This is a genomic window from Lysinibacillus xylanilyticus (assembly GCF_001708185.1).
Lineage (GTDB): Bacteria > Bacillota > Bacilli > Bacillales_A > Planococcaceae > Lysinibacillus > Lysinibacillus xylanilyticus_A.
The window spans coordinates 50,587-75,581 of the sequence record NZ_MDDN01000001.1; the positions used below are offsets into that span (position 1 = coordinate 50,587).

Genomic DNA, 24,995 nt, shown 5'->3' on the forward strand with positions numbered 1-24,995 from the left:
CTTACTGATTAGGTGGTGCATAGCGTATGGCGATATTTTTCATTTGCGTATAATTCCTTAACGCGACAAAGCCTTTTTCTCGCCCAATGCCGCTCTTTTTATAGCCACCAAAAGGCATTTGTATACCACCTGCTGCCCCGTAGTTATTGACAAACACTTGCCCGGCCTGTACTCTGCTTGCGACATAATGAGCAGTATCTATATCCTTTGACCAAACGCCTGCAACTAAACCGTAGTCTGTACTATTCGCTAAGGCAATCGCTTCTTCGACAGTTGTAAACGTAAAAACAGTCAACACTGGTCCGAAAATTTCCTCTTGTGCTAGTGGATCATTCACATCTACGCCATCTAGTATGGTCGGTTGTATATAATAGCCTTTTTCATAGCCTTCAATCGTCAATGTTTCGCCACCAGTGACCACATAGCCATCTTCCTTCGCTTTATGCAATAGTGTTGAGATCTTCGTATATTGTCGTTCATTTAACAATGGACCCATATCAACATCTGCTTCACCTGGACCAACTTTTAATGCTTGGAATTTTCGTACTAGTTGCGCGATAAATGTTTCCTTCACACACTCTTCTACCAGCAATCTTGCCCCAGCCGAGCATGTTTGTCCTGCATTCTGAATAATCGCACGAACTACTCCATCAAGCGCTTGCTCCATGTTTGCATCCGAAAAAACAATATTAGGCGATTTCCCACCAAGCTCTAATGTCACAGGTACTACATTTTCAGCTGCAGATTTCATAACAGCTATGCCTGTTGGGACAGAGCCCGTAAACGTAATGTGATTGATATCAGGATGTGATGTTAAATATGGACCGACTTCACGACCTAAACCTGTAATATGCTGAAAAATACCTTTTGGCAGTTTATCTGCAAACCATTCAGTTATGGCATGTGTTGTCAATGGTGTATCTTCAGCACTTTTGACAATCACTGCATTGCCCGTTGCAATGGCAGCTGCTACACTTCTCGCCGTTATTTGAATAGGATAATTCCAGGGCACGATATGTACGGTAATCCCAACAGGCTCTAACACTACCGCATTTAAAATACCATCTTCAATTGGAATTGTATCCCCCATCACTTTATCAGCTGCTCCTCCGTAAAACTCAAAATAGCGAGCTGCCGCCTCAATATCTGCTCTTGCCTGGGATAACGGCTTGCCAACATCACGACATTCTAATAAGCTCCATTCCTCTGCATGCTTGCGGATATAGTGTGCGAATTCAACAAGTAGCTGCCCCCGTTCATGCGCCTTTATTTTCCGCCATTCTTCACTTTCAAACGCTATTCTTGCAGCACGAACAGCTTCATCGACATGCGCTTTATTCGCATTCGTAATTTGGGCAATCATTTCACCGGTAGAGGGATTCATGACATCCAATAATTCCTCCGACCCAGTATGAACCCATTCACCATTTATAAACATTGGAATTTTTTTCACCTGATCCCTCCTAAAGTCCGCGACCACCGTCTACATGTAATGTCGTTCCTGTCACCATACTCGCTTCATTTGAAAGTAAATAACTTACTGCACCTGCAATGTCTGACGGATTCACTAAACGCCCAAGGGGGACTGATTGAACAAAGACACTTTGCTTTGTTTGCTCGATATCTGCTCCTTGTGCGGCAAACTGCCCTAGCATCTGTGTATCCGCTGGTCCTGGATGAATCGTATTGACACGTATTTGGAACGGCGCTAATTCAATAGCCATTCCACGTGCAAAGCTCTCTGCCGCCCCTTTAGAAGCAATATACGCTTGTAAACCAGGTCTCGGGCGGACAGCAGAAATCGAGGCGATTGTTACAATGGAGCCCTTTTGCCGTTCCTTCATATAAGAAACGACCGCCTTTGTTGTTATAAATAAAGTTTTCACATTGACATCCATTAACCGATTCCACTCATCCATCGTGACTTGCTCAATCGGTGTTGCGGCCTGCGCTATACCAAGTGCATTGACAAGTCCATCAATCCGGCCATACTTTTCAAAAACCTGTTTGCATATGTCGTTCACACGTTCCTCCTGTAAAACATTGACTTCAAAACATTGCAAGGTATCCTGTGCTAAGTCTGTTAGTGATGCTACCGAAAGATCGAGCCCTACTACAATATTGCCCTTCTCAAGCTGCTCCTGAATAATGGCTTTCCCCATACCGCCGCCAGCACCTGTGACAATAAGGACCTGTCGTTCTGCTGCCATGCTATACACCCCCTGCTGCTAATTTCATTTTGACAATCTCCTGACAAATAGCATCACCCATTTGCGCCGTTGACGCCTGTCCACCAATATCAGCCGTTTTCACAATTCCTTCTCGTAGCACCGCCTCAATCGCATGAACTATGAGCTCCTCTAAATCAGGTCTTCCAATATGTCCAAGCAATAAAGCGAGTGACCAAATTTGAGCGATTGGATTTGCGATTCCCTTTCCTGCAATATCTGGCGCTGAACCATGCACAGGCTCAAACATAGAGGGGAATTCCTTTTCTGGATTCAAATTGGCTGATGGTGATAATCCTAGACCGCCGACAATAGCTGACCCTAAATCAGACAAAATATCCCCAAATAAATTGGAGGCAACAATAACTTGAAAATTCTGTGGTCGCTCCACAAAGTAAGCTACTAATGCGTCGATATAAATAGATTCTAGTTCTAGCGTTGGTAAACTTTGAGCAAGAATTCTTTTCGTATGCTCATCCCAGAACTTCATCGAATGGATCATCGCATTCGATTTTGTTGCACTCGTAATTTTTGTTTTGCCATATTTATAGGCATATTCACAGGCGGCTTGTACAATTTTTTCAATACCGATCCGTGTCATAATCGTATTTTGAATCGTCATTTCCTGTAGCTGATTATGATACATTCGACCACCACTATCGGAATATTCCCCCTCCGTATTTTCTCGGAAGATAACGAAATCAATATCACGCTCGTTGGCAAGCGGTGAGGCTATGCCAGGTAGTGATTTAATCGGACGGAAATTCACATATTGCTGGAAGTTTTTTCGTATCGGCATAATTAATTCCCATACCGTAACGTCGTCTGGAACGCGAGCATCTCCAATAGCCCCGAATAATATCGCATCAAACTCTTTTAAAATGTCTAGTGCATTTTCAGGCATCATACGACCGTGCTTGAGATAATAATCGGAGCTCCAAGGAAAAATGGTTGTTTCTATTTGGAAAGACGAATCATGTTCCTGAAGAAAATTTAATACCTTTAGCGCTTCCTCCATAACTTCCTTTCCAATACCATCACCTGGAATGACTGCGATTTTTGTGTGAGTCATTGAGTATCACCTGCTAAAAACTTAAGTGCTGCCAAACGATATATAGCTGTTGTTTCTGCCAATTCTTCGATATCGACATATTCGTCAATTTGGTGGGGAATATCACGATCACCTGCACCAATCGTCACAATTGGGACACCGTGCACATGAAGGAATGTTCCATCTGTAGCCCCTGGGACACCGTTATATTTTGGCTCTTTCTCCGTTACTTCAGCAACTGCCTCATAAATGGCTTGTACTACAGGATCCTCCTTTGCAGTAGCTGTGGCTGGTCGGTTGTCAAGCACCGTTAGTTCTACCTTAAAATCAGGGTCATCTGCTTGCAGACGTTTAATAATCGCATCAATTTTGCCGAGAAGCTCATCATGATCCTGAGCAGGTACCGTACGAATATCAAGCGTCGTCATACAATGATCCGGAATCACATTAATTTGTGCATCCCCTTTGACTGGTGCTCGCAAAATAGTCGGTGTAATAGATGGCCAATTAAGCATTGGATCTCGTCCCAAACGTGCTTGCTCTTCTTTTTCTAATTTTTCTAGCTCCACGATAAAACGGGCCATACGCCAGTTCGGGTTAATGCCGCTCCAAGAAATTGCACCGTGCGCCATCTTACCAAAAATATCTACCTTCAAACGTATCGCTCCACGCTGCGCAATACTGACATTATTTTCCTGTGGTTCGCATATAATGGCCCCATCTACACCATCTGCCCAACCATTTTTTATAAAATGTTTAATGCCAAGCATCAATCCTTCTTCATCACAAGGAATACATAAAATAATCTTGCCTGTAAATTCCTCCTGATCCAGTAATAACGACTGGCAAGCTGTAATCATACATGCAAGATTTCCTTTTGTATCATTTGTACCACGGCCATACATTCGACCATCAATAATTTCTGCACCGAATGGATCGTACGTCCATGCTTCACGATTACCTTCAGTCACAACATCTGTATGTCCTTCAAAGAGTAGCGTTTTCCCTGGTTTACCCGAATCAATAATACCAACCACATTCGGTCTGCCTGGCACAACTTCCTCCACATATGTTTCAATCCCGATATCACGTAAATATTGAGCAACAAAATTTGCCACTTCTTGTTCATTGCCATTTGGATCATTTTCTCGATAAACACTCTCAATACGAACTAGCTTTTGAGTAAGCTCAATAACTACTTCTCGGTCACGCAAATAAGATTCTGTTGTCTTTAAATTTATTACTGTCATCTAAAGGCCCCCTTGATTTAATAGAATATTCCGAATTCAGATTATTTTAACATTGTCCTTTTAGATAAGCATTAGACAATTTGTTAATAAAACATATAATGCTATTAACTTTTTGTTTAGTAGTAAAAAGTTAGAAAAGAACAAAACAATCTATTTTATGTTAATTTTCGATAAAAAAAGATTGGATTATTACTAAAATGTGGGGCTGATTTCCGTTCTGATTGGGCGCTTTCAAAAAAATTTGCTGAATGAAGATAAAAAACCAGCATCCATTTTAAATAGCTAAAATAGATGCTGGTTTATTCATTTTATTGCTTGCGTGATTCTGTCATTTGCTTCCAAACAGAGCCTTTTGCTTCTTCACCCTGTTCGATGCGGGCAACCGCCATTTTTACTTGTAGTTTCACTTCGAATTCTTTATCTTCTTCAGCAGCCTTTAATGCCACTAATGACTTTTCAGTACCGACTTCATATAAGTACATAGCTGCACGCCATCGAACAAGCTTATTCTTATCCTGTAATGCTCGCTGCATCGCTTCTTCAAATTCCACTAAGCCAAGGTCACTCATACAATCGCCAGCAGTTCGTCGTACAGCTGCACTTTTGTCTTGTAATGCCTTTTCTAAATAGGGAACAACTGCAACATCTTCAATCATTCCTAAATACACTGTTGCCAGTCGGCGGATAGACATTTGTTCATCTTGTAACGCTAAATCTAAAAGTGGTAAATCATCTAATTCTGGATCCGCCATTTGGTCAAGTAATTGGAAACGCTTTTCCCATTCAGGTTGTGTGAACTGTTCAACAGTCACTTTTAGCTTAGCAGGTTTCACTATTGTTTTCTCAGAATCATTAGTCATTGAGACAATTTCTGCTAAACGCTCCTCAGAATATGTCACATTGATTTCCTGCTTCACGGCTTCCGCAATTTCCTCAAGCTCTCCATAACGAACGCCATAGTCAATCCACTTACGTTGGAAAATATAATTTTCATCAACTGCTGTATCAATAATTTTATTGAAAGTCTCCACAAATCGCTCGCCACAGCTCACACGGTGCTCACGTTGACTATCAAATACTTTTACTTGTAGTGGCACCTGCTTATAAAACTGCACATGAACGTACACTTCACCATAAAATTCACTGGCAACTTGCGTTTCATTTTCTTCTTGTACTTCTTCACCTAATACTTGACGAATACTTGCTAAAATACCTTCCCATGCATATTTTGCGTTACGCTCTACAGCGAAGAAATCTGCTACATGATAAACTCCCTTGACACCTTCAATTGCTAAAATCGCTGCAGCTTCACCAGTTGCTTGATCTTTATTATCCTTTGTAAAATTATAGCTTTTGCCAAAAGGTAACTCTGTATCGACGACAATTTTCATTGAATTAGGACTTGGTGTCGGTTCAATTGTAATAATCTTCACGCATATCGCTCCTTACCCGTTTACAATTTCATCTAAATACGACCATCTCTCAATAAGATGTTCATAATGTGCATTCAGCTCATCAAGCTTCGCCGTTAATTCCTGTAATTTTGTAAAATCAGCACCCGCGTGAGCAATACCTTCTTCTGTCTCCATAATTGCTGTCTCTGTCTTTTCTATTTCGTCAGCAATTGTTTCCCATTCTTTTTGCTCTTTAAAGGATAATTTTTTCTTGTCCGACTTAGGCTTTTCGGTTTTCGGTTTTTCTACCTTTGGCGCCTCTACCTTTACAGTAGCTTCCTGTTCACGCTTTTGTAAATAATCACTGTAAATATCAAGCGTCTCCTCAACATGTCCAAGACCATCTAAAATCCATAACTTTTTCGCAATACGATCTAAGAAAAAGCGATCGTGGGATATCGTCATAACGACCCCAGGGAAATGCTCAATGAAATCTTCCAGCACACCTAATGTTTCAATATCTAAATCATTCGTAGGCTCATCTAGTAACAATACGTTTGGTTGCTCCATTAATAAACGTAATAAATGTAGACGTTTACGCTCGCCACCCGATAATTTACCGATCGGTGTACCATGTCCATGAAGTGGGAATAAGAAACGCTCCAGCATTTGAGCCGCCGAATAGCGCACCCCCTCTGCATCTGTTATATCATTTGAAGCTTCTCGAATATATTCAATCATACGCTCATTTTCATTCATTTTCGGTAATGTTTGTTTGAAATGCGCTAATTTCACTGTCGAGCCAACATGAATTTCACCTATATCCGGTGTAAGTTCACCTGCTAGCATGTTCAATAATGTTGATTTTCCTACACCATTAGCTCCGATAATACCAATACGATCGCCCTGTTGTAGTAAAAATGAAAAGTCTTCAAGGATTTTTTGTTGGCCAAAAGCCTTTGAAATATTTTCTGCCTCTAAAACCTTTCGACCGAGACGCGTTGTAGCTAGCCCCATTTCAAGCGAAACATCCTCTGATTTACGCTCTAGGTTATCCTCTAACTGTTCGAAGCGTTGGATACGTGCCTTTTGCTTCGTCGAACGCGCCTTCGCTCCACGACGAATCCATTTTAACTCTGAGCGATAGCGGTTGCGGTCTTTTTGTGCAGAGGCTGCTCTCATTTCCTCACGAATCGCACGTGCTTCTAAATAATCCCCATAATTCCCAGTATGTCGGTATAATGTTTGATCAGCTAGCTCGTAAATATGAGTTGACAGCTCATCTAAGAAATAACGATCATGGGTAATAAATATAACGGCTCCCTTTAATCGTAATACCATTTCTTGCAACCACTCCGTTGACTGCACGTCTAAATGGTTGGTCGGCTCGTCCAATAAATAAAGATCTGCTGGCTCTATTAATACTTTAGCTAATGCGACGCGCTTTTGTTGACCACCTGACAGTGTTAATACTTCTTTATCAAACATTTCAATGCCAAGCTTTGTAAGTGCTGTCTTAGCAAGTGCATTAACATCCCATGCCTGCTCCTCATCCATGCGATGCTGTATGCTAAATAACGTTTTTTGTAAACTTTCTGAAGTTGGATTTAACGCAAGCGCAGCAACCGTTTCCTCATATTCACGATTAAGTTTTAAAATCGGTGAATCCCCTGCAAACACTGCCTGTAACACCGTTTCTCCGCTTTCAAAAGTAGGCTCCTGTGGTAAATATGCTACACGGTATTTATTTGGGCGGTCAACATTCATTGAATCCGCTTCGATTTCACCTGCTATAATAGAAAGCAGCGTGGATTTACCAGTACCATTAATACCAATTAGCCCCGCACGCTCTCCCTCATAAATGGTAAATTCAATATTTTGAAAGAGCGTTTTATCGCCCACTGTTTTCGTTAAATTTTGTACTATTAAATGACTCATTACACTTGTCCATCTCTTTCATTTAGGTGTTGTTAGTGTCCGTACTACTTTTAATATGTAGTTTATTATTGATATCCATTTTTATCATAACATCAAATGACAGGTAAACAAAGGACAACAAACCGAGCTTCCCTATCAAAAAATACGCTCTTCCCCATTAACTTGCTGCCTTTAGCCATTGGAGAATAGAAGAAATAGATATATTATATAGGCACTACCATACAAAACGTGGAACAACCTCTTAGTGAAGGCCATCTATTCTGATTGAAACTACGTTCGAAGAGTAAAGAATTTTTTAAGGTATCAAGTACAAAGAAAGACAATATAAAGAAAGGTATAAGCTCGCTATTTATCCAGCGGGGCTTATACCTTTTTATCTTGTTGAAAGAAGTTAAAGTTTTAAAGATTGCATTTACAGCTACTTAGAATTGGAATGTACATTTACTTTCCTATTTCATTTTTTAATTGCTCTAAAAACAGTACCATAAATTGATGGCGTTCTTTAGCCATTTGCTTGCCTTTCTCTGTTACCATTAAATCTTTTAATAATAAAAGCTTCTCATAGAAGTGTGTGACAGAGGCAGTATTTTTATTGCGATATGCCTCCTCTGTCATATTCATACGTGCTTCTTCCGTTTCATCGTAAAGCTTTCGACCTTTCGCACCGCCGTAAGCAAATGTGCGAGCAATACCAATCGCTCCTATAGCATCTAAGCGATCTGCATCTCTTACTATTTTTGCTTCAAGAGAAGTTGTCTCTAGCTCATTCCCACCATTAAACGATACTTGTGCAATGCAATCTCGGATATGTTGCTTTTTCTCCTCGTTTAAAGACAGCTCAGCAATTAACTTATTTTCTTGCTCTTTACTATCGGTATACTTTTTATCACTTACATCATGCAAAAGCACAGCAATTTTCACGACCTCTGCATCTGCTTTTGGCTCTGTATGTAAAATCGCTAACGCATTTTGATAAACACGTTCAATATGTTGAAAATCATGGCTAGCATCAAACTGTTCATAAATCCCACGTACTTTATTCATTAAATTGTTCATATTTTTAAGTCAGCCCTTTCCTTTATGATTATACTGTATAGCTTAGAGGAGTTGGTAACGAAGTAACCTCACTTTTAGAAAAAAAATTAAAATTATAAGCATATTTCAATTGACTAATTTTTCAGAATATTGTAAGATAAACATACAGAACAGCTAATTATGTTCTGTAAGCTCACTATTTCATTAGTGTACAAGAACTATGCTTTGACAGATTAAACAACTTCAGCGGGCTTACAATTGAATATTTTGTTGAAAGATGACGTTCGTATAGTGTAAATCAATCATCTAAGAAAACAAATAAAAGTGAACACTTTCCCTTAGTAAATTCTTTGTTTTAACCCGCATAGTAAATGTACATGATGAGATGAGTGAACAAACAGTTAGCCTGTTTTCACGACCAAAAATGCTTTGACCAACTGTTGCAAGCGTGTCATTTTTTATCATTAATTGATGTTACCTTCTTCTATTACTTTGAGTATAATGTGAACGTAACTCCTCCCATTAATGGCAAAGAGAACACCAATTTGCTAACATACTGCGAAAAGCTGAATCATCAGAGTCGTGCTAACAAAACTAGATCATTCTTTTTTAGGCAACATTTTTTCCGAATTTCATTTAAGCCGTAAATGAAGTAATAAGTTATGAAGGAAGTAGGAACGATCGTTATGTTATGTAATACCCACCCGCTGAAGAAACAATAAAAGCTGCCCATTTACTAAATGTAGATGATGGCAGCTTTTATTGTTTCTTCAATTTCCATTTTAAAGACACTTATCCAATCTCACTTTTCTCTGTTTCTTTTTTTCACATGTTCCTAAGAAGACCATGATATATTCGCCTAGAAGTTAATAACTCTCGTGGTAATAAGCTTGTTAATTAAAGCAGATTCTCCTGTTGCTCTTACCACTCTACATTCCATGCATTAGCTCTTCTCAGAAATTATAACTTCGTTAACCCCTAACGTTGTTGATTGTCATTATTTTGGATTAACCCTTCCTTAATTTCTTCAATACGCTCCATTGATAAGCCTGTTATTTTACTAATAAAATCAATATTCATATTATTTACCAAAAGTTTGCTAGCAATTTCTTCCCTCGCTTCTTTCTTCCCTTCTTTCTTCCCTTCTTTCTTCCCTTCTTTCTTCCCTTCTTTTTTCCTTTCTTCTATAGCCTTTTGCATACCTTTTTGCATACCTTTTTGCTCTGCCATATGCTTCACATCGTCTAGCTTCGCCTCTTCATCAAGGATATACTTTATGCGTGACAGATAGGCAATCATTTCTTCCTGTGATAAATTTAGTTCCATCCAGAAATTCACAGCCTTGTTTACCTTATCGTAGTTGATCGTCATTATTTTGGATTAACCCTTCCTTAATTTCTTCAATACGCTCCATTGATAAGCCTGTTATCTTACTAATAAAATCAATATCCATATTATTCACTAAAAGATTGTTGACAATTTCTTCTTTGGCTTCTTCTTTACCCTTTTGCTCTGCCATATGCTTCACATCGTCTAGCTTCGCCTCTTCATCAAGGATATACTTTATGCGTGATTGATAGGCAATCATTTCTTCCTGTGATAAATTTAGTCCCATCCAGAAATTTACAGCCTTATTTACCTTATCGTAGTTGATCGTCATTATTTTGGATTAGCCCTTTCTTAATTTCTTCAATACGCTCCATTGATAAGCCTGTTATTTTACTAATAAAATCAATATCCATATTATTCCCTAAAAGATTGTTGACAATTTCTTCTTTTGCTTCTTCAATACCTTTTTGCATACCCTTTTGCTCTGCCATATGCTTCACATCGTCTAGCTTCGCCTCTTCATCAAGGATATACTTTATGCGTGATTGATAGGCAATAACATCCTCCTGTGATAAACTTAGCTCTTCCCAGACATTGAATGCCTGTAATAGATGTTCGTCCTTCATCGCTAGTTCCTCCAATTCATGATAAATTTTTTCATAAACCTTTTTCTTTCGTGCATCGACCATTCCTAATAACAATAACCAACGTGCTAAAATATCATCCAGTGGCTTAAGAACTCCCCTATGCCATTGTTCAAGGAATTTATTCATTTCAATAAAGTGCACTTCCAAAGCATCATCCTGTATAACTAATCGCTTTAATGTTTTATCCTCATATAAATGGAAGGTACTGTGATAATATGCACTTTGAGGAAATACGGTGAAATTACATATATTAATGGTAATAGTCGGTAGCAATTTATGATAACCCATACCTTTTTGCAATTGTGATGTATATAGTTGAGCCCAGTAAAATAATGTACGCTTAAACATATCGTGCTGATTAGACAATTGAATTTCAATATTAATCATTTGCTGATCCTGCGTTTTCACCACAATATCTAATCTTGACTGCTTATCATCCTTATATTCGCCACCAACTTCTTGTTTCATAAAAGCCACTTCTTGTATGGTATTTCGATCAGTTCGATTTAAAATCGCATTCAGAAAAACAACGGTTATATGTTTATTTTTTTTCGCTACCAAACATTTGTTTAAATGCATAGTCTACTTTCAAATCCATCAATTTCGTTAGCGGAATTCTACGTAAAGCCTTTTCACTCACAACTATCACCCCATTCAATTAAAGTTCGGTCATACATCTTCATATTTTATATTATTTTAACATGCTTCAATTGTAGGACCAACTTCAAGAAATAAAAAACAAGCCTTCTGTAGTTATTAAAAATAATTCTAATAGCCCTAATACATGACCATCGTTATCCATGTTAATACACAATGCTGCTGTTGAGGTATTATAGGAACGAATGGTATGTAATCCCTCTGCCGAAGAAACTGTAAAAGCTACCCATCTGTTCATGTAGATTCAAGAAACTAACTTCAGGTGGATATCCACGACAAGTACTTTCAATAAAACTCCTTGTATTGAAGTTCTTCCTTTTTCTTTATAAGAGCATAAAAATAGACTCTGGCTATTCACCACAGTCCTAAAACGAAAGAGCTTGCAACTAACTTAAAATCGGCAACAGTCCTCTCTCAATCAACTAAAGGGCCAGCATAATAAGAAATGACAGCTCATATCTTCAGTATGGGAGGATGATTATGTGAAAGACCTATTAGAAAACGTATATCAATTATCTATAGCAGTCCTACTCATATGTTCTGTTATTTCCGTTAGACTTCTAAGAAATTTAAAGCGTGAAAGAAAACTTTCTTCCTTTGAATATACAATGTATTTAATCATTCGAATTGCGATTTTTTTATGGTTAGCTAGTTTTCTACTTATTTCTTATGGTGCATAATTTACTTGATCATCTTATATGTTTGGTATATAAGTTGATTGGAGTGAAGGCTAAGAGCATCACGTCCTGTGATAACGCCTTCGTAACCAAAAAGTTGAATTCTTTATTTACAAAAAAGCTACTACAAATATAAAAAATGTCGACAAAGTCTAAAAACGGCTTTGTCGACACTATAAAAGAGGCATCCTCATGTAAGGATGCCTCTTTATTATGGGTACATCATTAAAATTAAAGTTTTACGATGTTTGTAGCTTGTGGTCCACGTGGGCCTTCTTCTACTGAGAATTCAACTTTTTGACCTTCTTCAAGTGTTTTGAAGCCGTCACCTTGGATAGCTGAGAAGTGAGCGAATACGTCGTTTCCGCCTTCTACTTCGATGAATCCAAAACCTTTTTCTGAGTTAAACCATTTTACTGTACCTTGTGTCATTTTAATGACCTCCATTAATTGTATTAAATAAATATCATTTTTACAAGAAAAAAAATTCACATATTACAAAAAGCATCTAATAAAACACGATTACTCTTTGTAATATGTGAATTCATTGTTTTCTTTGTAAACGATTTTATTACATTTATTATATAATGCAAAATCGTAAATGTCTAGTGCAAAAGTGAAATTTCTTCAAAATAATGTGTTCCAGTGGGAGAATTCTGCTAAAATAAGCTAAAAGCTGCCCTTTCTCAGATAAAAAGAGCAGCTTTCGTACATTTATTTTCAATATCTTCTATTAATTAATGATAAATTCAAACTCTATTTAGAACAATCCTACCGCATGTCCTTCATGATCAACATCCATACGCAATGCTGCTGGTGCTTTTGGTAAACCTGGCATCGTCATAATGTCACCAGTTAAGCAAACTAAGAAGCCGGCACCTAGTTTTGGAATGACTTCACGGATTGTGATTGTAAATCCTTCTGGACGACCAAGTAAACTTGGTTGGTCAGATAACGAATATTGCGTTTTGGCCATACAAATCGGCATAGAGTCCCAGCCGAATTTTTCGATTTGAGCGATTTGCTTTTTCGCTTGGTCGGTAAATTGAACATCTTTCCCACCATACACTTTTTGCACGATCGTACGTACCTTTTCTTCAATGGATTCTGTTACTTCATATAATGGTAAGAAATTATTTTCTTCCTCAAGTACAGTTAGCACCTGTTCTGCTAGGGCTAGGCCACCTTTTCCGCCTTCTTCCCAGACATTTGTTCGAGCAATACGTACATGTTTCTCTTGACACCAGTTTAATACCGCTTCAAGTTCAGCCTCTGTATCTGTAATAAAGCGATTTAACGCGATAATTGGTTCAACCCCAAATGTACGAACTGTTTCAACGTGCTTCTCTAGGTTTTCAATTCCTTGTAAAAGTGCATCTACATTTTCGCCAACTAGTGCTGTTTTCGCTACACCGCCATGCATTTTTAACGCACGAATTGTTGCGACGATCACAACTGCACTAGGTTTAAAGCCTGCTTTGCGAGCTTTAATGTTCATAAATTTTTCAGCACCTAAATCTGAACCAAAGCCCGCTTCTGTCACAACGATATCCGCTAGCTTACGAGCCGTTTGTGTCGCCATTATGGAGTTACAGCCGTGTGCGATATTGGCAAATGGTCCACCGTGAATAATAGCAGGCGTCCCTTCAAGTGTTTGTACTAAATTTGGTTTAAAGGCATCTTTTAATAATAATGTTAATGCCCCTTCTACTTGAAGATCACGTACGAATACAGGCTCACGATCAAATGTATAACCGAACACAATGTTTGCTATACGTTCACGTAAATCATCCATGCTTGTCGCTAAACAGAAGACTGCCATTATTTCTGATGCAACGGTAATGTCAAAGCCGTCCTCGCGTGGCATCCCTTGCACAGGACCACCGAGACCGACAACTACTTTACGAAGAGCACGATCATTTAAATCCATTACACGCTTCCAAATAATACGACGAGGGTCAATGTTTAAAGCATTTCCTTGGTGGATATGATTATCAATAAAGGCTGATAATGCATTATTCGCCGTCGTAATTGCATGAAGATCTCCAGTGAAATGCAAATTAATATCTTCCATTGGTACAACTTGTGCATATCCACCACCAGTTGCGCCACCTTTTACACCCATTACAGGACCGAGTGACGGCTCACGTAAAGCTACAACAACATTTTTATTACATTGATGAAGTGCATCAGCAAGTCCAACAGTTACAGTTGATTTCCCTTCACCTGCTGGAGTTGGGCTAATGGCTGTTACTAAAACAACCTTCGCATCATCACCACGTGCTGTTATTTTTGAAGGATCAATTTTCGCTTTGTAGCGACCATACTGTTCAAGTGCATCCTCTGAAATACCTGCAGCTTTTGCAATTTCAGTAATAGGCTTCATAACCGCCTGACTAGCAATTTCTAAATCTGTTAACGGTTGATTTTTCGTTGTCATATGGCATACCTACTTTCTATGTTGTTAAATTCCATTATAGACTTTATTGTACAAGAAATCATAATTAGTTATACAAGCATTTCGACAATCAATTGACAACTTTGCTCAATTCATGTATGTTCTAAGTGAAAATGCATTTTTTCACATTTTCTCAATTATATCACGACTTGATTGATGGGTTTTACATTCAAGCGCAATGGAGGCGAATGCTTATGCAGCAAGGAATCGTAAAGTGGTTCAATAATGAAAAAGGTTATGGCTTTATTGAATGTGATGATGGAGAAGATGTATTTGTACATTTTACGGGGATCCAAGAGGAAGGCTTCCGTACACTTGATGAAGGTCAAAAGGTAACATTTGATGTAGTGGAAGGAAATCGTGGACCACAGGCGTCAAATGTTGTGAAATTATAAGCGTAAAGGAGCTGTTCGATTGTTGAACAGCTCCTTTTTTAATGTTGGATGTTTTGTTATCTATTGACTTCTACTTCAACGATTGATCCAATAAAAAGCTCCTGGAAATACTAATGTTTCTTTCATTTTATGAGGATCTTGAAGCGTCACCCCAAATGGTCCCTCACTTAAATGACCAAGTGTCATCGCTGTTGCAGCATCTTTTTCATAAAAATCTAAACGAATATTCGGAAAGCGCAAGGACATATACTGTGAATGTTGCTCAGGCTCTGGTAATTGCAATACCTCCTGCCATAATTTCACGGTAGCTCGCACATCCTTTACATAAAATTGCACCGATTCCATTGTGATCGATTGTTTTGGATGGATTGCTCCACTTGCCTGTAATTGTGCAAAACGGTCCTCATCATCAGCAGCCCACTCGATTAAAAAAGGAAAATCAATTGCCTGCCCTGACTTCCCAAAATGCAATAGCTTCCATTCTACGACGGAGCCATCTGGTCTTGTTCGACTGCAAGCATCAGGACCATACACCTCAAAACCAAGTGCACGCAAACGTTGTCCCTCTTCTTCAATATTTTTTGTACGTAGTGCAATTCGTGAAAATCCATAATGCTCCTGCGCTCGCTTAAACGTATAGTGTAGGGAATAAGGCAATTTCGCTGCATTTTCAAATAAATGACGATCATAAATAGCTATTTGCTCAATATAGTTTAATCCAAAGTAGCTTAGCGCATTATATGTCCCCCACATTGTGTGTTGACCGCCGTTAACTGTATGGATATTACGTTTGTTTAAAAAAACCTTTGCATTGTCTGGTGATGGAACTTGATGAACTAGATGGTCAAAATATAAAGTCATGACTACCCCCCTTTTTTCTCCCACTATTATATACTTTACCTGTTAGTTTTGTTGGTTTAAAATAAAATTAAGAATATTCAATTTGTTAAGAAGTTGCTATATTTTATGCTAACTATTTCAAGATGCTCAGTAAGGAAATTACTATTTACTGAGCATCAAAGAAAAAAGTTTTTCATTTTAGGTAAATCGATGTTATATTCACATAAAATAACAAGAGGTGATTAGAATGACAGACAAAGTAGCTGCTTTTAAACTAGCATTGGGTAATTATCCAACAGGCGTTACGGTTGTCACAGCTTGTAATGACGCTGATGAACCTATTGGCTTAACTGTCAATTCCTTTGCGTCAGTTTCCATAGATCCACTGCTTATTTTATGGTCGCTCGACAAAAAATCACAGCTTCATCCATATTTTACAGCAGCTGAAAAGTTCGCTGTGAATATTTTAGCGAGCAATCAAGAACATTTATGTACACTATTCTCAAGTAAAATCCCAGATCGTTTTGCTCAGGCACAGTGGTCAACTTCCGTTCACGGTCTACCGATTTTACACGATACTGTGGCCACTTTACAATGCACAACCTTTCGACAAATCGATGCAGGAGACCATACGATATTTATTGGCCAGGTCCTAGCAATTGATCATGCACAAAAGGAGCCTCTACTCTATCATCGTAGACATATTGGGGAAATCCCTAAAAGTTTTTATAGCTAAGATACTATCTTCATAAGCAATTAGAATTGACTACATCCGAAAACAGGCTGGTTCATCGTGATCCATCCTGTTTTTTGTAAGAAGATTGAGCCATATTCTGAAACGCTATTAACGTCAATGTCTTAAAAGAAGATTGTTCAATTTTAACGGAAATCCAGCACAGCAGAACCTCTAAATCCAGCACCTTTGGCTTTCTAAAAAAAAGCCACAAATAAGCAAAGAAAATAATCCCTGCTTTCTTTGTGACTTTCAAATATCTAGCCAACTATCATCCTATTATTTACTTTTTCTGTGGAAATCTCTGCTTTTCGAGTCTGTTAATCTGAACAATGACACCGTCTTGAATCGTAATGTTCACTTCTCCATATTCTAAATTCTGAATGGCCTTTGCAATTGCCTCTAGCTTTTTGTCATCGATCTTTGCCTGTTGAGTCATCCGATACACCCCTTCTTTTTACATACTTTTTGTACATAAGAGGCCAACGCATCAAATTGATTTATAGCCCCCTTATCTCTCAGATAGCCCTGTTGGATTTGGCACCTACACTATTGGTTGCCGAGGCTTCATAGGGCCAAGTCCCTCCACCTCTCTCGATAAGAGTATTATGTTTCTTGGGAATAATTCTATAATTCAGAAAAACTATTGTCAACATAAACATTACAAATCCTAGTCGAATACTTTGTAATTAAGTAAAAAGGATTACGTAAAGTTCGAATATTTTAGTGAAGACGTTTATTTTCCTTGAAGCTAACCATACACAAGTTATTTTATTCCGTATTAAAAGCCAGTATTACTCCCACCATTCACTTATTACAGAATGAAATGCATTTTCAGAAAACCTAACGCATACAACTACTTTTTAAATATTCACTAAATAGTAATTTAAACAAAACAAAAAAAACTGTGCAGATCACTTTTTCTCTACACAGTTTTCACTTTACATATTTTGTAAAAAATCTATTAATGCTTTCGCTGTTTGTTGCTTGCCCATTACCTTTGTTGGTTCGCCTTTAGCCGGTACAATCCAATGTGGCTCATCTCCACCATATAATGACTGCGAGCTATTTGCTACCATAAACTGAGCGTTAGCCGATTCCATCCGTAGACGTGCGCGGGATAGTAAAAATTCCTCATCATCTGTTGCCTCGAGCTTAAAGCCCACTAAAGTAACATTCGGTTGCCACTCTTTTATCTGACCTAATACTTTAGGTGCCTTTTTAAAGTGAATGATAGGTGGCTCGTCAGATGGCATTTTACCTGCTTCCTCCATTAAATTTCCGGATTGGTCATATACTTTGTCAATGAGCCAATCTGAACCAGCTGCCGCCATAATAACGATATCCACCTGTTCTTGTTGAACAGCGTGTCGAACTTTCTCGCCTAAATCCTCTATACCTTCAAATCGAATGGTACGCATTTTATCTTTGTTTGTCGGAAGTTGTGCGAAATAACCATGCAAATATAAGACGTTAGCTCCAGCCGCTAGTGCCGCCTCAGCTAAATAACAGCCCATCGAGCCTTTTGACAAATTCGTATGCCCTCGCACACGATCCCATTTTTCAAGCGTTCCCCCACTTGTAATGAGTACGGTCTTACCTCGTAATGTCCCCATACACTCACCTTTTTCTAATCAATTTCGCCTGGCATAATTGCCGCTGACGCTTCGCTTTCTCGCAGAAAACATGTGTAGCTGACGCTTTGCTTCCGCTACAAAAAACATCTGTTGAATGAAGATAAATATACAAATACTATTTTAACGTAATGCTATGTTAAGCTTCAATGTTGTTTTTATAGGGCATATTGCTCTTCTCTATAAGTTAGCTCAAAATTTTTGGATCATCACCATAACATGTAGTTGATTTCCGTTCCGACTGGGTACAACTTTCGGTGATGAGCTAAAATTATTCCATATTTTGTTCTTTCAACCAGGTTTTTAATATTTCCGCAAATTTTTTAGTCACTGGTGATGCCTGGTGTTTCATTGCTATTCCAATTGTACGATAGCCACCTTGTTTTAAAGGTATAGCTTTTATCGTAGTAGGCAAGTTATTCGTAACTAATTTCGGTAAAATACTAATGCCAAGCTGGTGAGATATCATCGAAATTATCCCTACCTCTTCTGATAGTTCAAAACGAATATTTGGCTTTACGTGATATTGCTCTAAAAGTACTTTTACATCATTTGTCCCTTTATAAGAAGTCATGATAAATGGCATGTCTTCTAGTTCCACTATATCAATTTCTGTTTTATCATAAAGTAGACTTTTATCGGAGACAATACACAACAATGGATCCTGCTGGAGTTCGATATATTGAAATTGCCCAGACTTTTGACCATTTAAAAATCCAGCATCAACCTCCCCACTCAGAAGCCATTGTTCAATTTCATAATAGTCTCCCTCTCGCAATTCGACTTGTATGCCAGGAAATTGATTGTCCATAATACGAACAATTTCAGGCATCCAGTTTGAGGAAATACTTGAAATAACGCCAATTCGCACTTTTCCACGAGTAACACCAAGTATGTGTGCAGCTTCCTGTTGTAGTAATTCCTCTGCATCAAGGACATGTCTCATTGCTCTTAACATTGTATCCCCTTCGCTCGTTAACGTGACACCCGCGCGGCTTCTATGAATGAGTGCAAAGCCGAACTCCTTTTCTAAACTCGAAACAGCATGGCTTACAGCGGATTGAGTTAAACCTAAAGCATCTGCTGCTTTTGTAAAGCTTGCTACCTCAGCCACTTTATTCAAAATCTCATATTTCACTAAACTCATTGTCTGTCCCTCTATATACATGAATTTTTTTAATACTAATCATTATAAACATTCGTTTTACTAATCACAATACAAGATATATAGTAATTTTTAGAATGAAAACTGTTTTAGTACACAGATTGTAGGTGAGCACAATGGGGATTCAGGGGAAAGCAAATTTATTGATGGTTATTGTGACAATGTTTTGGGGATTATCTTATACCTTTATGGTAATGGGACTTGAAACAATGGCAGTTTATAATGTGGTGGCATTGCGTTGTATCATCGCATTTTTGGCAGCAGGTATTATCTTTTATAAACGAATAATTAAGGTCGATGCAAAAACATTAAAGTATGCAGCTATTCAAGGGTTTCTGTTATTTATTGTGTTCGCTCTTAGCTTAATCGGACTAGAAACAACTTCTGTATCCAATGCTGGATTTATTTTAAGTTTAACAGTTGTCTTAGTACCTATTTTCAGCAGTTTTATTGAAAAAAAATTACCTTCAAAAGCAGTTAGCTTTGCGATCGTTTGCACAATGATTGGCATTACAATTTTAACTACTCATGGCTCAGTTTCCTTTCAAAAAGGGGATATTGTAGTAGCCATCGCAGCACTGTGTTATTCAATTTACTTATTATTAAATAGTTCATTTACAAAAAACGTTGAATCAATCTCCTATGGCATTTACCAGCTCGGTTTTGCTGGACTTTATGCACTTATCTTAACATTCATTTTTGAAACACCAACACTTCCAAGTACCACGACTGCATGGATTGCCATTATCGGGCTAGGTGTCATTTGTAGTGCATTTTGCTTCGTAGGGCAAACTGTTGCACAACAGTATACTTCTGCTACACATACAGGACTTATTTTTTCTTTAGAGCCGATTTTTGCAGCGATGTTTGCTATGATGTTTATCGGCGAAGGAATAACGATAAAATTATTAATTGGTGGTAGCTTTATTCTAATCGGTAACCTTGTTGCACAATTAGAGCATCTTCATGTTTTACGCTTTATTAAAAAACAAGAACATGAGAAAGCTATACATTAATATTGAATCCACACAATACAAAAAACAGAGTGATGCTGTACATTCACTCTGTTTTTTGTATTTATAGATATCTTCAAATTTGTTCAGCCTCATTCATACATACGCTCCTCGTAATATTCAGGAGTTTCTACATTATCAAAAGTAGATTCTGGTACAGTTCGACGAGGACTAAGCGAATCATGACGATAATGATTCTCTTTCGAAATAGTTGATGTCATCATAGACTCAGTTAAGTCCCACACTCAGTTAATAATACAATAGCACCTAGTTCTACGAGTTGAGCATAGTATGCTGTTTGTCCCTCAGTAAGATCAAATCTCTTTAATCCTTCTGTTACAGCTGATTCACCAGTAAACCATGATTTAAATTGATCCACCCAATTCCCTACCTCATGTGTTTTAACGTCAGTATCCCATTTTACATCCTCTAATTTGCATGGATCCTTGGCAATAATGTGAATGTCCTCTATTTGAAATGCTTTTAATCGCATACTTTCTAAAATATGAAGCATTTCTTCCCTTGAATGGGCCACTTCAATTTGTGAGTTTTGTTCATTCATCATGTTCAATTCCTCCTAATTTATATGGCTTACTAGGTATTTACCCTACTTTTCAAGAAAAAAACATTTTGCTACCTCTTCACGTCTTGTTACAATGGTTTGGCGTTTTTATTAAATGAAAAAAGAGGCAATGGTCACTTACTCAAAAGTGATCAAATGCCTCTTTTACTATTTACTTTTTGGTTATTAGCCACCTAGGAATGCTTTTAACATCCAAGTATGCTTTTCAAGGGACTGAAACATAGCATTAAGTAAATCCTCTGTACGGTCGTCTCCTTCTTCAGCCGCAAGCTCCATTGTTGAGTTTAAAGCTTTCATTAGCTTTTGGAAATCTGAAATAGTTGTAACTACCATTTCCTCGGTTGTCTCATTTCCTGTCGCTTCCTCAACATATGATAGTTCAAGATGCTCTTTTAAAGTCGCTACAGGCCTGCCATCTTTCGAAAGAATGCGCTCTGCAATTTCATCTAGATTTAATGTTGTTTCATTATATAATTCTTCAAATTTTGCATGTAGTGTAAAGAAGGCGTTACCTGTTACATACCAATGATAATTGTGCAATTTTGTATAAAGTACCGAGCATGTAGCGACAAGTTTATTCAATTGTTTGTTTAAGTTTTGCGTCATTATTTCTCCTCCAATTATGTCACTCTTAGTATGTGTAACAATGCATGTTGGCTATACGCACATTTTTTTCATTAACAGGATTTAAGCTCCTTACGAATTTCTTGTACTTTTGCTAGTGGAAGCTTTGCAACTTCAGCAATCCACTCATCTTCAGCACCCTTTCCAATCAAACCAATAATTATTTGTTTAATGCCTTGTTCGATGCCTTGTTCGATTCCTTGCTTAAAGCCTTCCTGTCTCTCTAATTCTAAAACACCAGCAAGTGTTGGTGGTAAATCCTCTTTATATAGATTCAACATTTCTTCCTCCCCACTAATCTCATCTTTAATATCTTTTACAAGCTGCTCTGACATAGATTTTGGTAGTTTCAATAAGTAATCAATAAAGTAAAGAAGCGCTCTTATTTCTGTTCGTTCAATATTATTTAATTACCACACTTCTCTTAGGAGAGCTCTTTTATATGCAGTACGCAAGCTCATTTTATTTTTAGTACGATTCAAATAAATAGAAGCTAGTAACGCTTTACTAAACAGCTTAGGTGATTTTTTCAATGCTTCTTCATCAAAATCTGACACAGCAAACTGAATCAATTATGCCTCGGCATAATTGCGTCTGGAATCGGCTTTGTGCACAAAGAACTCCTTTCCGATTCCGTGACATCCGCCGGAGGCTTTAACTTCTTTCAGCAAATGTTTGAACATTCGCTGAAAGAAGTTAAAGTGTACTTTATTTCCGTACCGTACTATTTATCATGGTACTGGTTCGTGCTTTTAGTACTCTTATTGGTAAAAATTGCAATAGCAACAACCTTCTTACCATACCGATCATTTATACGATAGAAGTACTCAAACATGCGCTTCGCAAAATGTACTTCATCTATAGCTTGTACTTCCGTATGAACGAGGATCCATTGCTCTTTTCCATCTTTGAGATGGACCTTCGCTATTTGATCGGCTATTTTGCGTCCTTGACGATACTCAATAATTTCTTTGAAAAGCTCCTGCTGTAAAAATTCCACTCGCTTATTCTGCATGTAACTCTGGCAAAAAGAACAACAAAAAATCTTCAAACAAATCCGCAATTATTTTTTTCCATAGATTATCTTGATTCAACTGGTTAACCTTATACACGTCTGGTTTCTCCAAAACTAATGGCATTATCATTTCATTCCCCCTCGTATCTTAAAACCATTATAGCTAACACGAACATAAGTTTCTACAATCTTATTGTTTTTTATTTAAGAATATTAAAACTATTCTCTATAATTATTTCACTTTCCGAAATAGTTTCGTTATAATGGAGACAGTTACATAAAAAGGGGTGTTAATTGATGGATTTACCATTACGAAAAGATGTACCAGTAGAAGAAACTTGGGATTTAAAGGGTTTACTTGAAAATGATGCGGATTTTGAGCCTGCTTTAGCTCAGCTTGTAGAGGATGCACTAAACTTTGAACGCAAGTATCAAGGTACGATTACAGATGCCCAACAGGTGATTGCTGTATTAACAGCTTTTGAAGCATTACAAGCAAGCATTGTTCCTATTGGCGCTTATGCAAACTTAAATATTCAAGCAGATCGTACGGATGATGTAGCCCAAATGCGTTCTGCAAAATTCAGTACAGCCGTCGGAAAAATTAGTAGTGCACTATCATTTGTACGCAGTGAATTACTAGCATTAGATGAAGTGATTTTACAAGAAGCTGCGAAGTCTAGCCCTATTTACAAGATTTACTTAGAAGAATTGTTAAAGCAAAAGCCTCATCAGCTACATCCAGAAGTGGAAAAAGCATTAGCTTCATTCAGTTCAACTTTTAAGGCACCATATGAAACGTATAATACGGCAAAGCTAGTTGATATGCATTTTGGACAGTTTGAGGCAAATGGTGAAACGCATCCACTAAGCTTTGTATTATTCGAAAATAACTGGGAGTTTGAGGCTAATACAAATGTACGCCGCGCTGCATTTGAAGCATTTTCTAGTAAATTACGCGATTATCAGCACACAACTGCCAAAATCTATAACACACATATCCAACAAGAAAAAACAATGGCTGATTTACGAGGCTTTGACTCTGTCATTGACTATTTACTGTTTGATCAGGATGTTGATCGATCGCTATATAATCGTCAAATAGATCTTATTACAAAAGAGCTTGCGCCTCATATGCGCCGTTACGCAAAGCTTATTCAACAAGCGAATGGCATCGAGAAAATGACATTTGCTGACTTAAAGATAGCACTTGATCCAGATTACGATCCTAAAATAACAATGGCTGAAGCAAAGGGTTATGTAGAAAAATCGTTAGCAGTTATGGGTGAAGAATACAAGAACTTAATTGAGAAGGCTTTTAACGAGCGTTGGATTGATTATGCACCAAACAAAGGAAAATCTACGGGTGCGTTCTGTTCGAGTCCATATGGCAGTCATCCATATATTTTAATGTCATGGAATGAACGTATGAATGAGGTATTCACTCTGATCCACGAGTTAGGACACGCAGGTCATTTTGCAAATGCGCATGCACATCAATCTTATTTTAACAGTCGTCCTTCGTTATACTTTATTGAGGCACCATCCACAATGAATGAAATGCTACTAGCTAATTATTTATTAACTCATAACGATGACCTTCGTTTCAAACGCTGGGTTATTTCTAATATTGTGTCCAAAACGTATTACCATAACTTCGTGACACACTTACTAGAAGCAGCCTATCAACGAAAAGTATATGAATTAATTGACGCTGGTGAAGCTGTTAATGCTACCGTTTTAAATCAATTAAAACGTTCTGTCCTTGAAGATTTCTGGGGCGATACTGTCGATATTTCTGAAGGTGCAGAGCTTACTTGGATGCGTCAACCACACTATTATATGGGCTTATACCCTTACACATATAGTGCAGGCTTAACGATTTCTACACAAGTATCTCAGCGTATACTAAAGGAAGGCAGTACAGCGGTAGATGAATGGTTAGCTGTCCTCCAAGCTGGTGGCACGAAATCACCTGTAGAGCTAGCTCAAATGGCAGGTGTTGATATTACAACAGAGCAGCCGCTTCGAGATACGATTTCTTATATCGGTCACCTCGTTGATGAGCTTGAACGATTAACAATGGGAATTGAAGCTATTAAAGGATAATCAACCCTACTCTACTTAACAAGAACCATCCAACGCTTTCAAGGCGTAGATGGTTTCTTTTTTTAGTTCTAAGTTAGAAAATATGTACATATACTAGAATCAGGGCGTCCCTCTACCTTTTTTAGATATTTCTAAATAGACTATCATTTTTCTTCGTACAAATGTACCGTTATTATTAAGTGTAAGCAATTTATTTAGCAAAATTCGACTAACAATTTTC

At 37.9% G+C, this 24,995-nt stretch carries 26 protein-coding genes and 1 riboswitch; of the genes, 5 read left to right on the forward strand and 21 right to left on the reverse strand.

The window, feature by feature from the left end:
* Position 1 precedes the first annotated feature (1 nt).
* From BFJ97_RS00255 to BFJ97_RS00300, 10 genes are all read right to left on the reverse strand, one after another.
* Complete coding sequence (locus tag BFJ97_RS00255; RefSeq protein WP_068982660.1) at positions 2-1,453, reverse strand: aldehyde dehydrogenase family protein; 1,452 nt, start codon at positions 1,451-1,453, stop codon at positions 2-4.
* Between the two features lie 10 nt (positions 1,454-1,463).
* On the reverse strand, positions 1,464-2,210 hold the full coding sequence (locus BFJ97_RS00260; RefSeq protein WP_068982661.1) for an SDR family NAD(P)-dependent oxidoreductase: 747 nt from the start codon (positions 2,208-2,210) through the stop codon (positions 1,464-1,466).
* Position 2,211: 1 nt separating this feature from the next.
* The gene (locus tag BFJ97_RS00265) at positions 2,212-3,300 is read right to left on the reverse strand and encodes a tartrate dehydrogenase (RefSeq protein WP_068982662.1); all 1,089 of its coding nucleotides are present in this window, start codon (positions 3,298-3,300) and stop codon (positions 2,212-2,214) included.
* Positions 3,297-4,529, reverse strand: coding sequence for a M20 family metallopeptidase (locus BFJ97_RS00270; RefSeq protein ID WP_068982663.1), 1,233 nt, complete (start codon positions 4,527-4,529; stop codon positions 3,297-3,299). The genes BFJ97_RS00265 and BFJ97_RS00270 overlap by 4 nt, the downstream gene beginning before the upstream one ends.
* 308 nt (positions 4,530-4,837) lie before the next feature.
* A complete protein-coding gene (locus BFJ97_RS00275; protein ID WP_068982664.1) occupies positions 4,838-5,962 on the reverse strand; it encodes a conserved virulence factor C family protein in 1,125 nt (374 codons plus the stop codon).
* A 12-nt stretch (positions 5,963-5,974) separates the two neighbouring features.
* Positions 5,975-7,861, reverse strand: a complete 1,887-nt coding sequence (locus tag BFJ97_RS00280; protein WP_068982665.1) for an ABC-F family ATP-binding cassette domain-containing protein — start codon at positions 7,859-7,861, stop codon at positions 5,975-5,977.
* 441 nt (positions 7,862-8,302) lie between these two features.
* Positions 8,303-8,917: an HD domain-containing protein gene (locus tag BFJ97_RS00285; protein ID WP_068982666.1), complete on the reverse strand. Its 615-nt coding sequence runs from the start codon at positions 8,915-8,917 to the stop codon at positions 8,303-8,305.
* 957 nt (positions 8,918-9,874) lie between these two features.
* Complete coding sequence (locus BFJ97_RS00290) at positions 9,875-10,267, reverse strand: hypothetical protein (RefSeq protein ID WP_068982667.1); 393 nt, start codon at positions 10,265-10,267, stop codon at positions 9,875-9,877.
* Complete coding sequence (locus BFJ97_RS00295; protein WP_068982668.1) at positions 10,248-10,556, reverse strand: hypothetical protein; 309 nt, start codon at positions 10,554-10,556, stop codon at positions 10,248-10,250. Before BFJ97_RS00295 ends, BFJ97_RS00290 begins: the two co-directional genes overlap by 20 nt.
* The gene (locus BFJ97_RS00300) at positions 10,537-11,451 is read right to left on the reverse strand and encodes an Rpn family recombination-promoting nuclease/putative transposase (RefSeq protein WP_083226858.1); all 915 of its coding nucleotides are present in this window, start codon (positions 11,449-11,451) and stop codon (positions 10,537-10,539) included. Before BFJ97_RS00300 ends, BFJ97_RS00295 begins: the two co-directional genes overlap by 20 nt.
* A 560-nt stretch (positions 11,452-12,011) precedes the next feature.
* Here BFJ97_RS00300 and BFJ97_RS00305 point away from each other — a divergent pair.
* Positions 12,012-12,209 (forward strand): hypothetical protein, encoded by a 198-nt coding sequence (locus BFJ97_RS00305; RefSeq protein ID WP_068982669.1) that lies wholly within the window; start codon positions 12,012-12,014, stop codon positions 12,207-12,209.
* Positions 12,210-12,437: 228 nt separating this feature from the next.
* On the opposite strand, the gene BFJ97_RS00310 is transcribed toward BFJ97_RS00305, so the two are convergent.
* Both BFJ97_RS00310 and BFJ97_RS00315 read right to left on the reverse strand, forming a co-directional pair.
* On the reverse strand, positions 12,438-12,638 hold the full coding sequence (locus BFJ97_RS00310; protein WP_068982670.1) for a cold-shock protein: 201 nt from the start codon (positions 12,636-12,638) through the stop codon (positions 12,438-12,440).
* A 328-nt stretch (positions 12,639-12,966) separates the two neighbouring features.
* Positions 12,967-14,646: a formate--tetrahydrofolate ligase gene (locus BFJ97_RS00315; protein WP_068982671.1), complete on the reverse strand. Its 1,680-nt coding sequence runs from the start codon at positions 14,644-14,646 to the stop codon at positions 12,967-12,969.
* A 212-nt stretch (positions 14,647-14,858) separates the two neighbouring features.
* On the opposite strand from BFJ97_RS00315, the gene BFJ97_RS00320 reads away from it, so the two are divergent.
* Positions 14,859-15,059 (forward strand): cold-shock protein, encoded by a 201-nt coding sequence (locus BFJ97_RS00320; protein ID WP_068982672.1) that lies wholly within the window; start codon positions 14,859-14,861, stop codon positions 15,057-15,059.
* Positions 15,060-15,134: 75 nt separating this feature from the next.
* On the opposite strand, the gene BFJ97_RS00325 is transcribed toward BFJ97_RS00320, so the two are convergent.
* Positions 15,135-15,920, reverse strand: coding sequence for a VOC family protein (locus BFJ97_RS00325; RefSeq protein WP_068982673.1), 786 nt, complete (start codon positions 15,918-15,920; stop codon positions 15,135-15,137).
* 226 nt (positions 15,921-16,146) lie between these two features.
* Between BFJ97_RS00325 and BFJ97_RS00330 the strand changes: the two genes are divergently transcribed.
* On the forward strand, positions 16,147-16,635 hold the full coding sequence (locus tag BFJ97_RS00330; RefSeq protein ID WP_068982674.1) for a flavin reductase family protein: 489 nt from the start codon (positions 16,147-16,149) through the stop codon (positions 16,633-16,635).
* 280 nt (positions 16,636-16,915) lie between these two features.
* Here BFJ97_RS00330 and BFJ97_RS23355 read toward each other — a convergent pair whose 3' ends face one another.
* The 3 genes from BFJ97_RS23355 to BFJ97_RS00345 all read right to left on the reverse strand — a co-directional run bounded on the left by BFJ97_RS23355 (position 16,916) and on the right by BFJ97_RS00345 (position 19,413).
* Positions 16,916-17,071 carry a YezD family protein gene (locus BFJ97_RS23355; protein WP_083226859.1) on the reverse strand — a complete coding sequence of 52 codons (156 nt, stop codon included), beginning with the start codon at positions 17,069-17,071 and terminating at the stop codon, positions 16,916-16,918.
* Positions 17,072-17,140: 69 nt separating this feature from the next.
* Positions 17,141-17,236, reverse strand: a riboswitch (SAM riboswitch).
* Between the two features lie 337 nt (positions 17,237-17,573).
* The gene (locus BFJ97_RS00340; RefSeq protein WP_068982676.1) at positions 17,574-18,248 is read right to left on the reverse strand and encodes a phosphopantothenoylcysteine decarboxylase domain-containing protein; all 675 of its coding nucleotides are present in this window, start codon (positions 18,246-18,248) and stop codon (positions 17,574-17,576) included.
* A gap of 289 nt (positions 18,249-18,537) precedes the next feature.
* Complete coding sequence (locus BFJ97_RS00345) at positions 18,538-19,413, reverse strand: LysR family transcriptional regulator (RefSeq protein WP_068982677.1); 876 nt, start codon at positions 19,411-19,413, stop codon at positions 18,538-18,540.
* Between the two features lie 134 nt (positions 19,414-19,547).
* Between BFJ97_RS00345 and BFJ97_RS00350 the strand changes: the two genes are divergently transcribed.
* Complete coding sequence (locus BFJ97_RS00350; protein ID WP_068982678.1) at positions 19,548-20,447, forward strand: DMT family transporter; 900 nt, start codon at positions 19,548-19,550, stop codon at positions 20,445-20,447.
* A gap of 229 nt (positions 20,448-20,676) precedes the next feature.
* Here BFJ97_RS00350 and BFJ97_RS00355 read toward each other — a convergent pair whose 3' ends face one another.
* The 5 genes from BFJ97_RS00355 to BFJ97_RS24465 all read right to left on the reverse strand — a co-directional run bounded on the left by BFJ97_RS00355 (position 20,677) and on the right by BFJ97_RS24465 (position 22,796).
* Positions 20,677-21,009 (reverse strand): general stress protein, encoded by a 333-nt coding sequence (locus BFJ97_RS00355; protein WP_083226860.1) that lies wholly within the window; start codon positions 21,007-21,009, stop codon positions 20,677-20,679.
* 183 nt (positions 21,010-21,192) lie between these two features.
* Positions 21,193-21,633: a Dps family protein gene (locus BFJ97_RS00360; protein ID WP_068982679.1), complete on the reverse strand. Its 441-nt coding sequence runs from the start codon at positions 21,631-21,633 to the stop codon at positions 21,193-21,195.
* A gap of 71 nt (positions 21,634-21,704) precedes the next feature.
* Entirely contained in the window at positions 21,705-21,932 is a 228-nt protein-coding gene (locus tag BFJ97_RS00365; protein WP_139114349.1) for a hypothetical protein, read from the reverse strand.
* A 443-nt stretch (positions 21,933-22,375) separates the two neighbouring features.
* Positions 22,376-22,666: a hypothetical protein gene (locus BFJ97_RS00370; protein ID WP_068982681.1), complete on the reverse strand. Its 291-nt coding sequence runs from the start codon at positions 22,664-22,666 to the stop codon at positions 22,376-22,378.
* Positions 22,656-22,796 (reverse strand): hypothetical protein, encoded by a 141-nt coding sequence (locus tag BFJ97_RS24465; RefSeq protein WP_175401648.1) that lies wholly within the window; start codon positions 22,794-22,796, stop codon positions 22,656-22,658. The genes BFJ97_RS00370 and BFJ97_RS24465 overlap by 11 nt, the downstream gene beginning before the upstream one ends.
* Positions 22,797-22,963: 167 nt before the next feature.
* On the opposite strand from BFJ97_RS24465, the gene pepF reads away from it, so the two are divergent.
* Complete coding sequence (gene pepF, locus BFJ97_RS00375; protein ID WP_068982682.1) at positions 22,964-24,775, forward strand: oligoendopeptidase F; 1,812 nt, start codon at positions 22,964-22,966, stop codon at positions 24,773-24,775.
* The last annotated feature ends 220 nt before the right edge of the window (positions 24,776-24,995 follow it).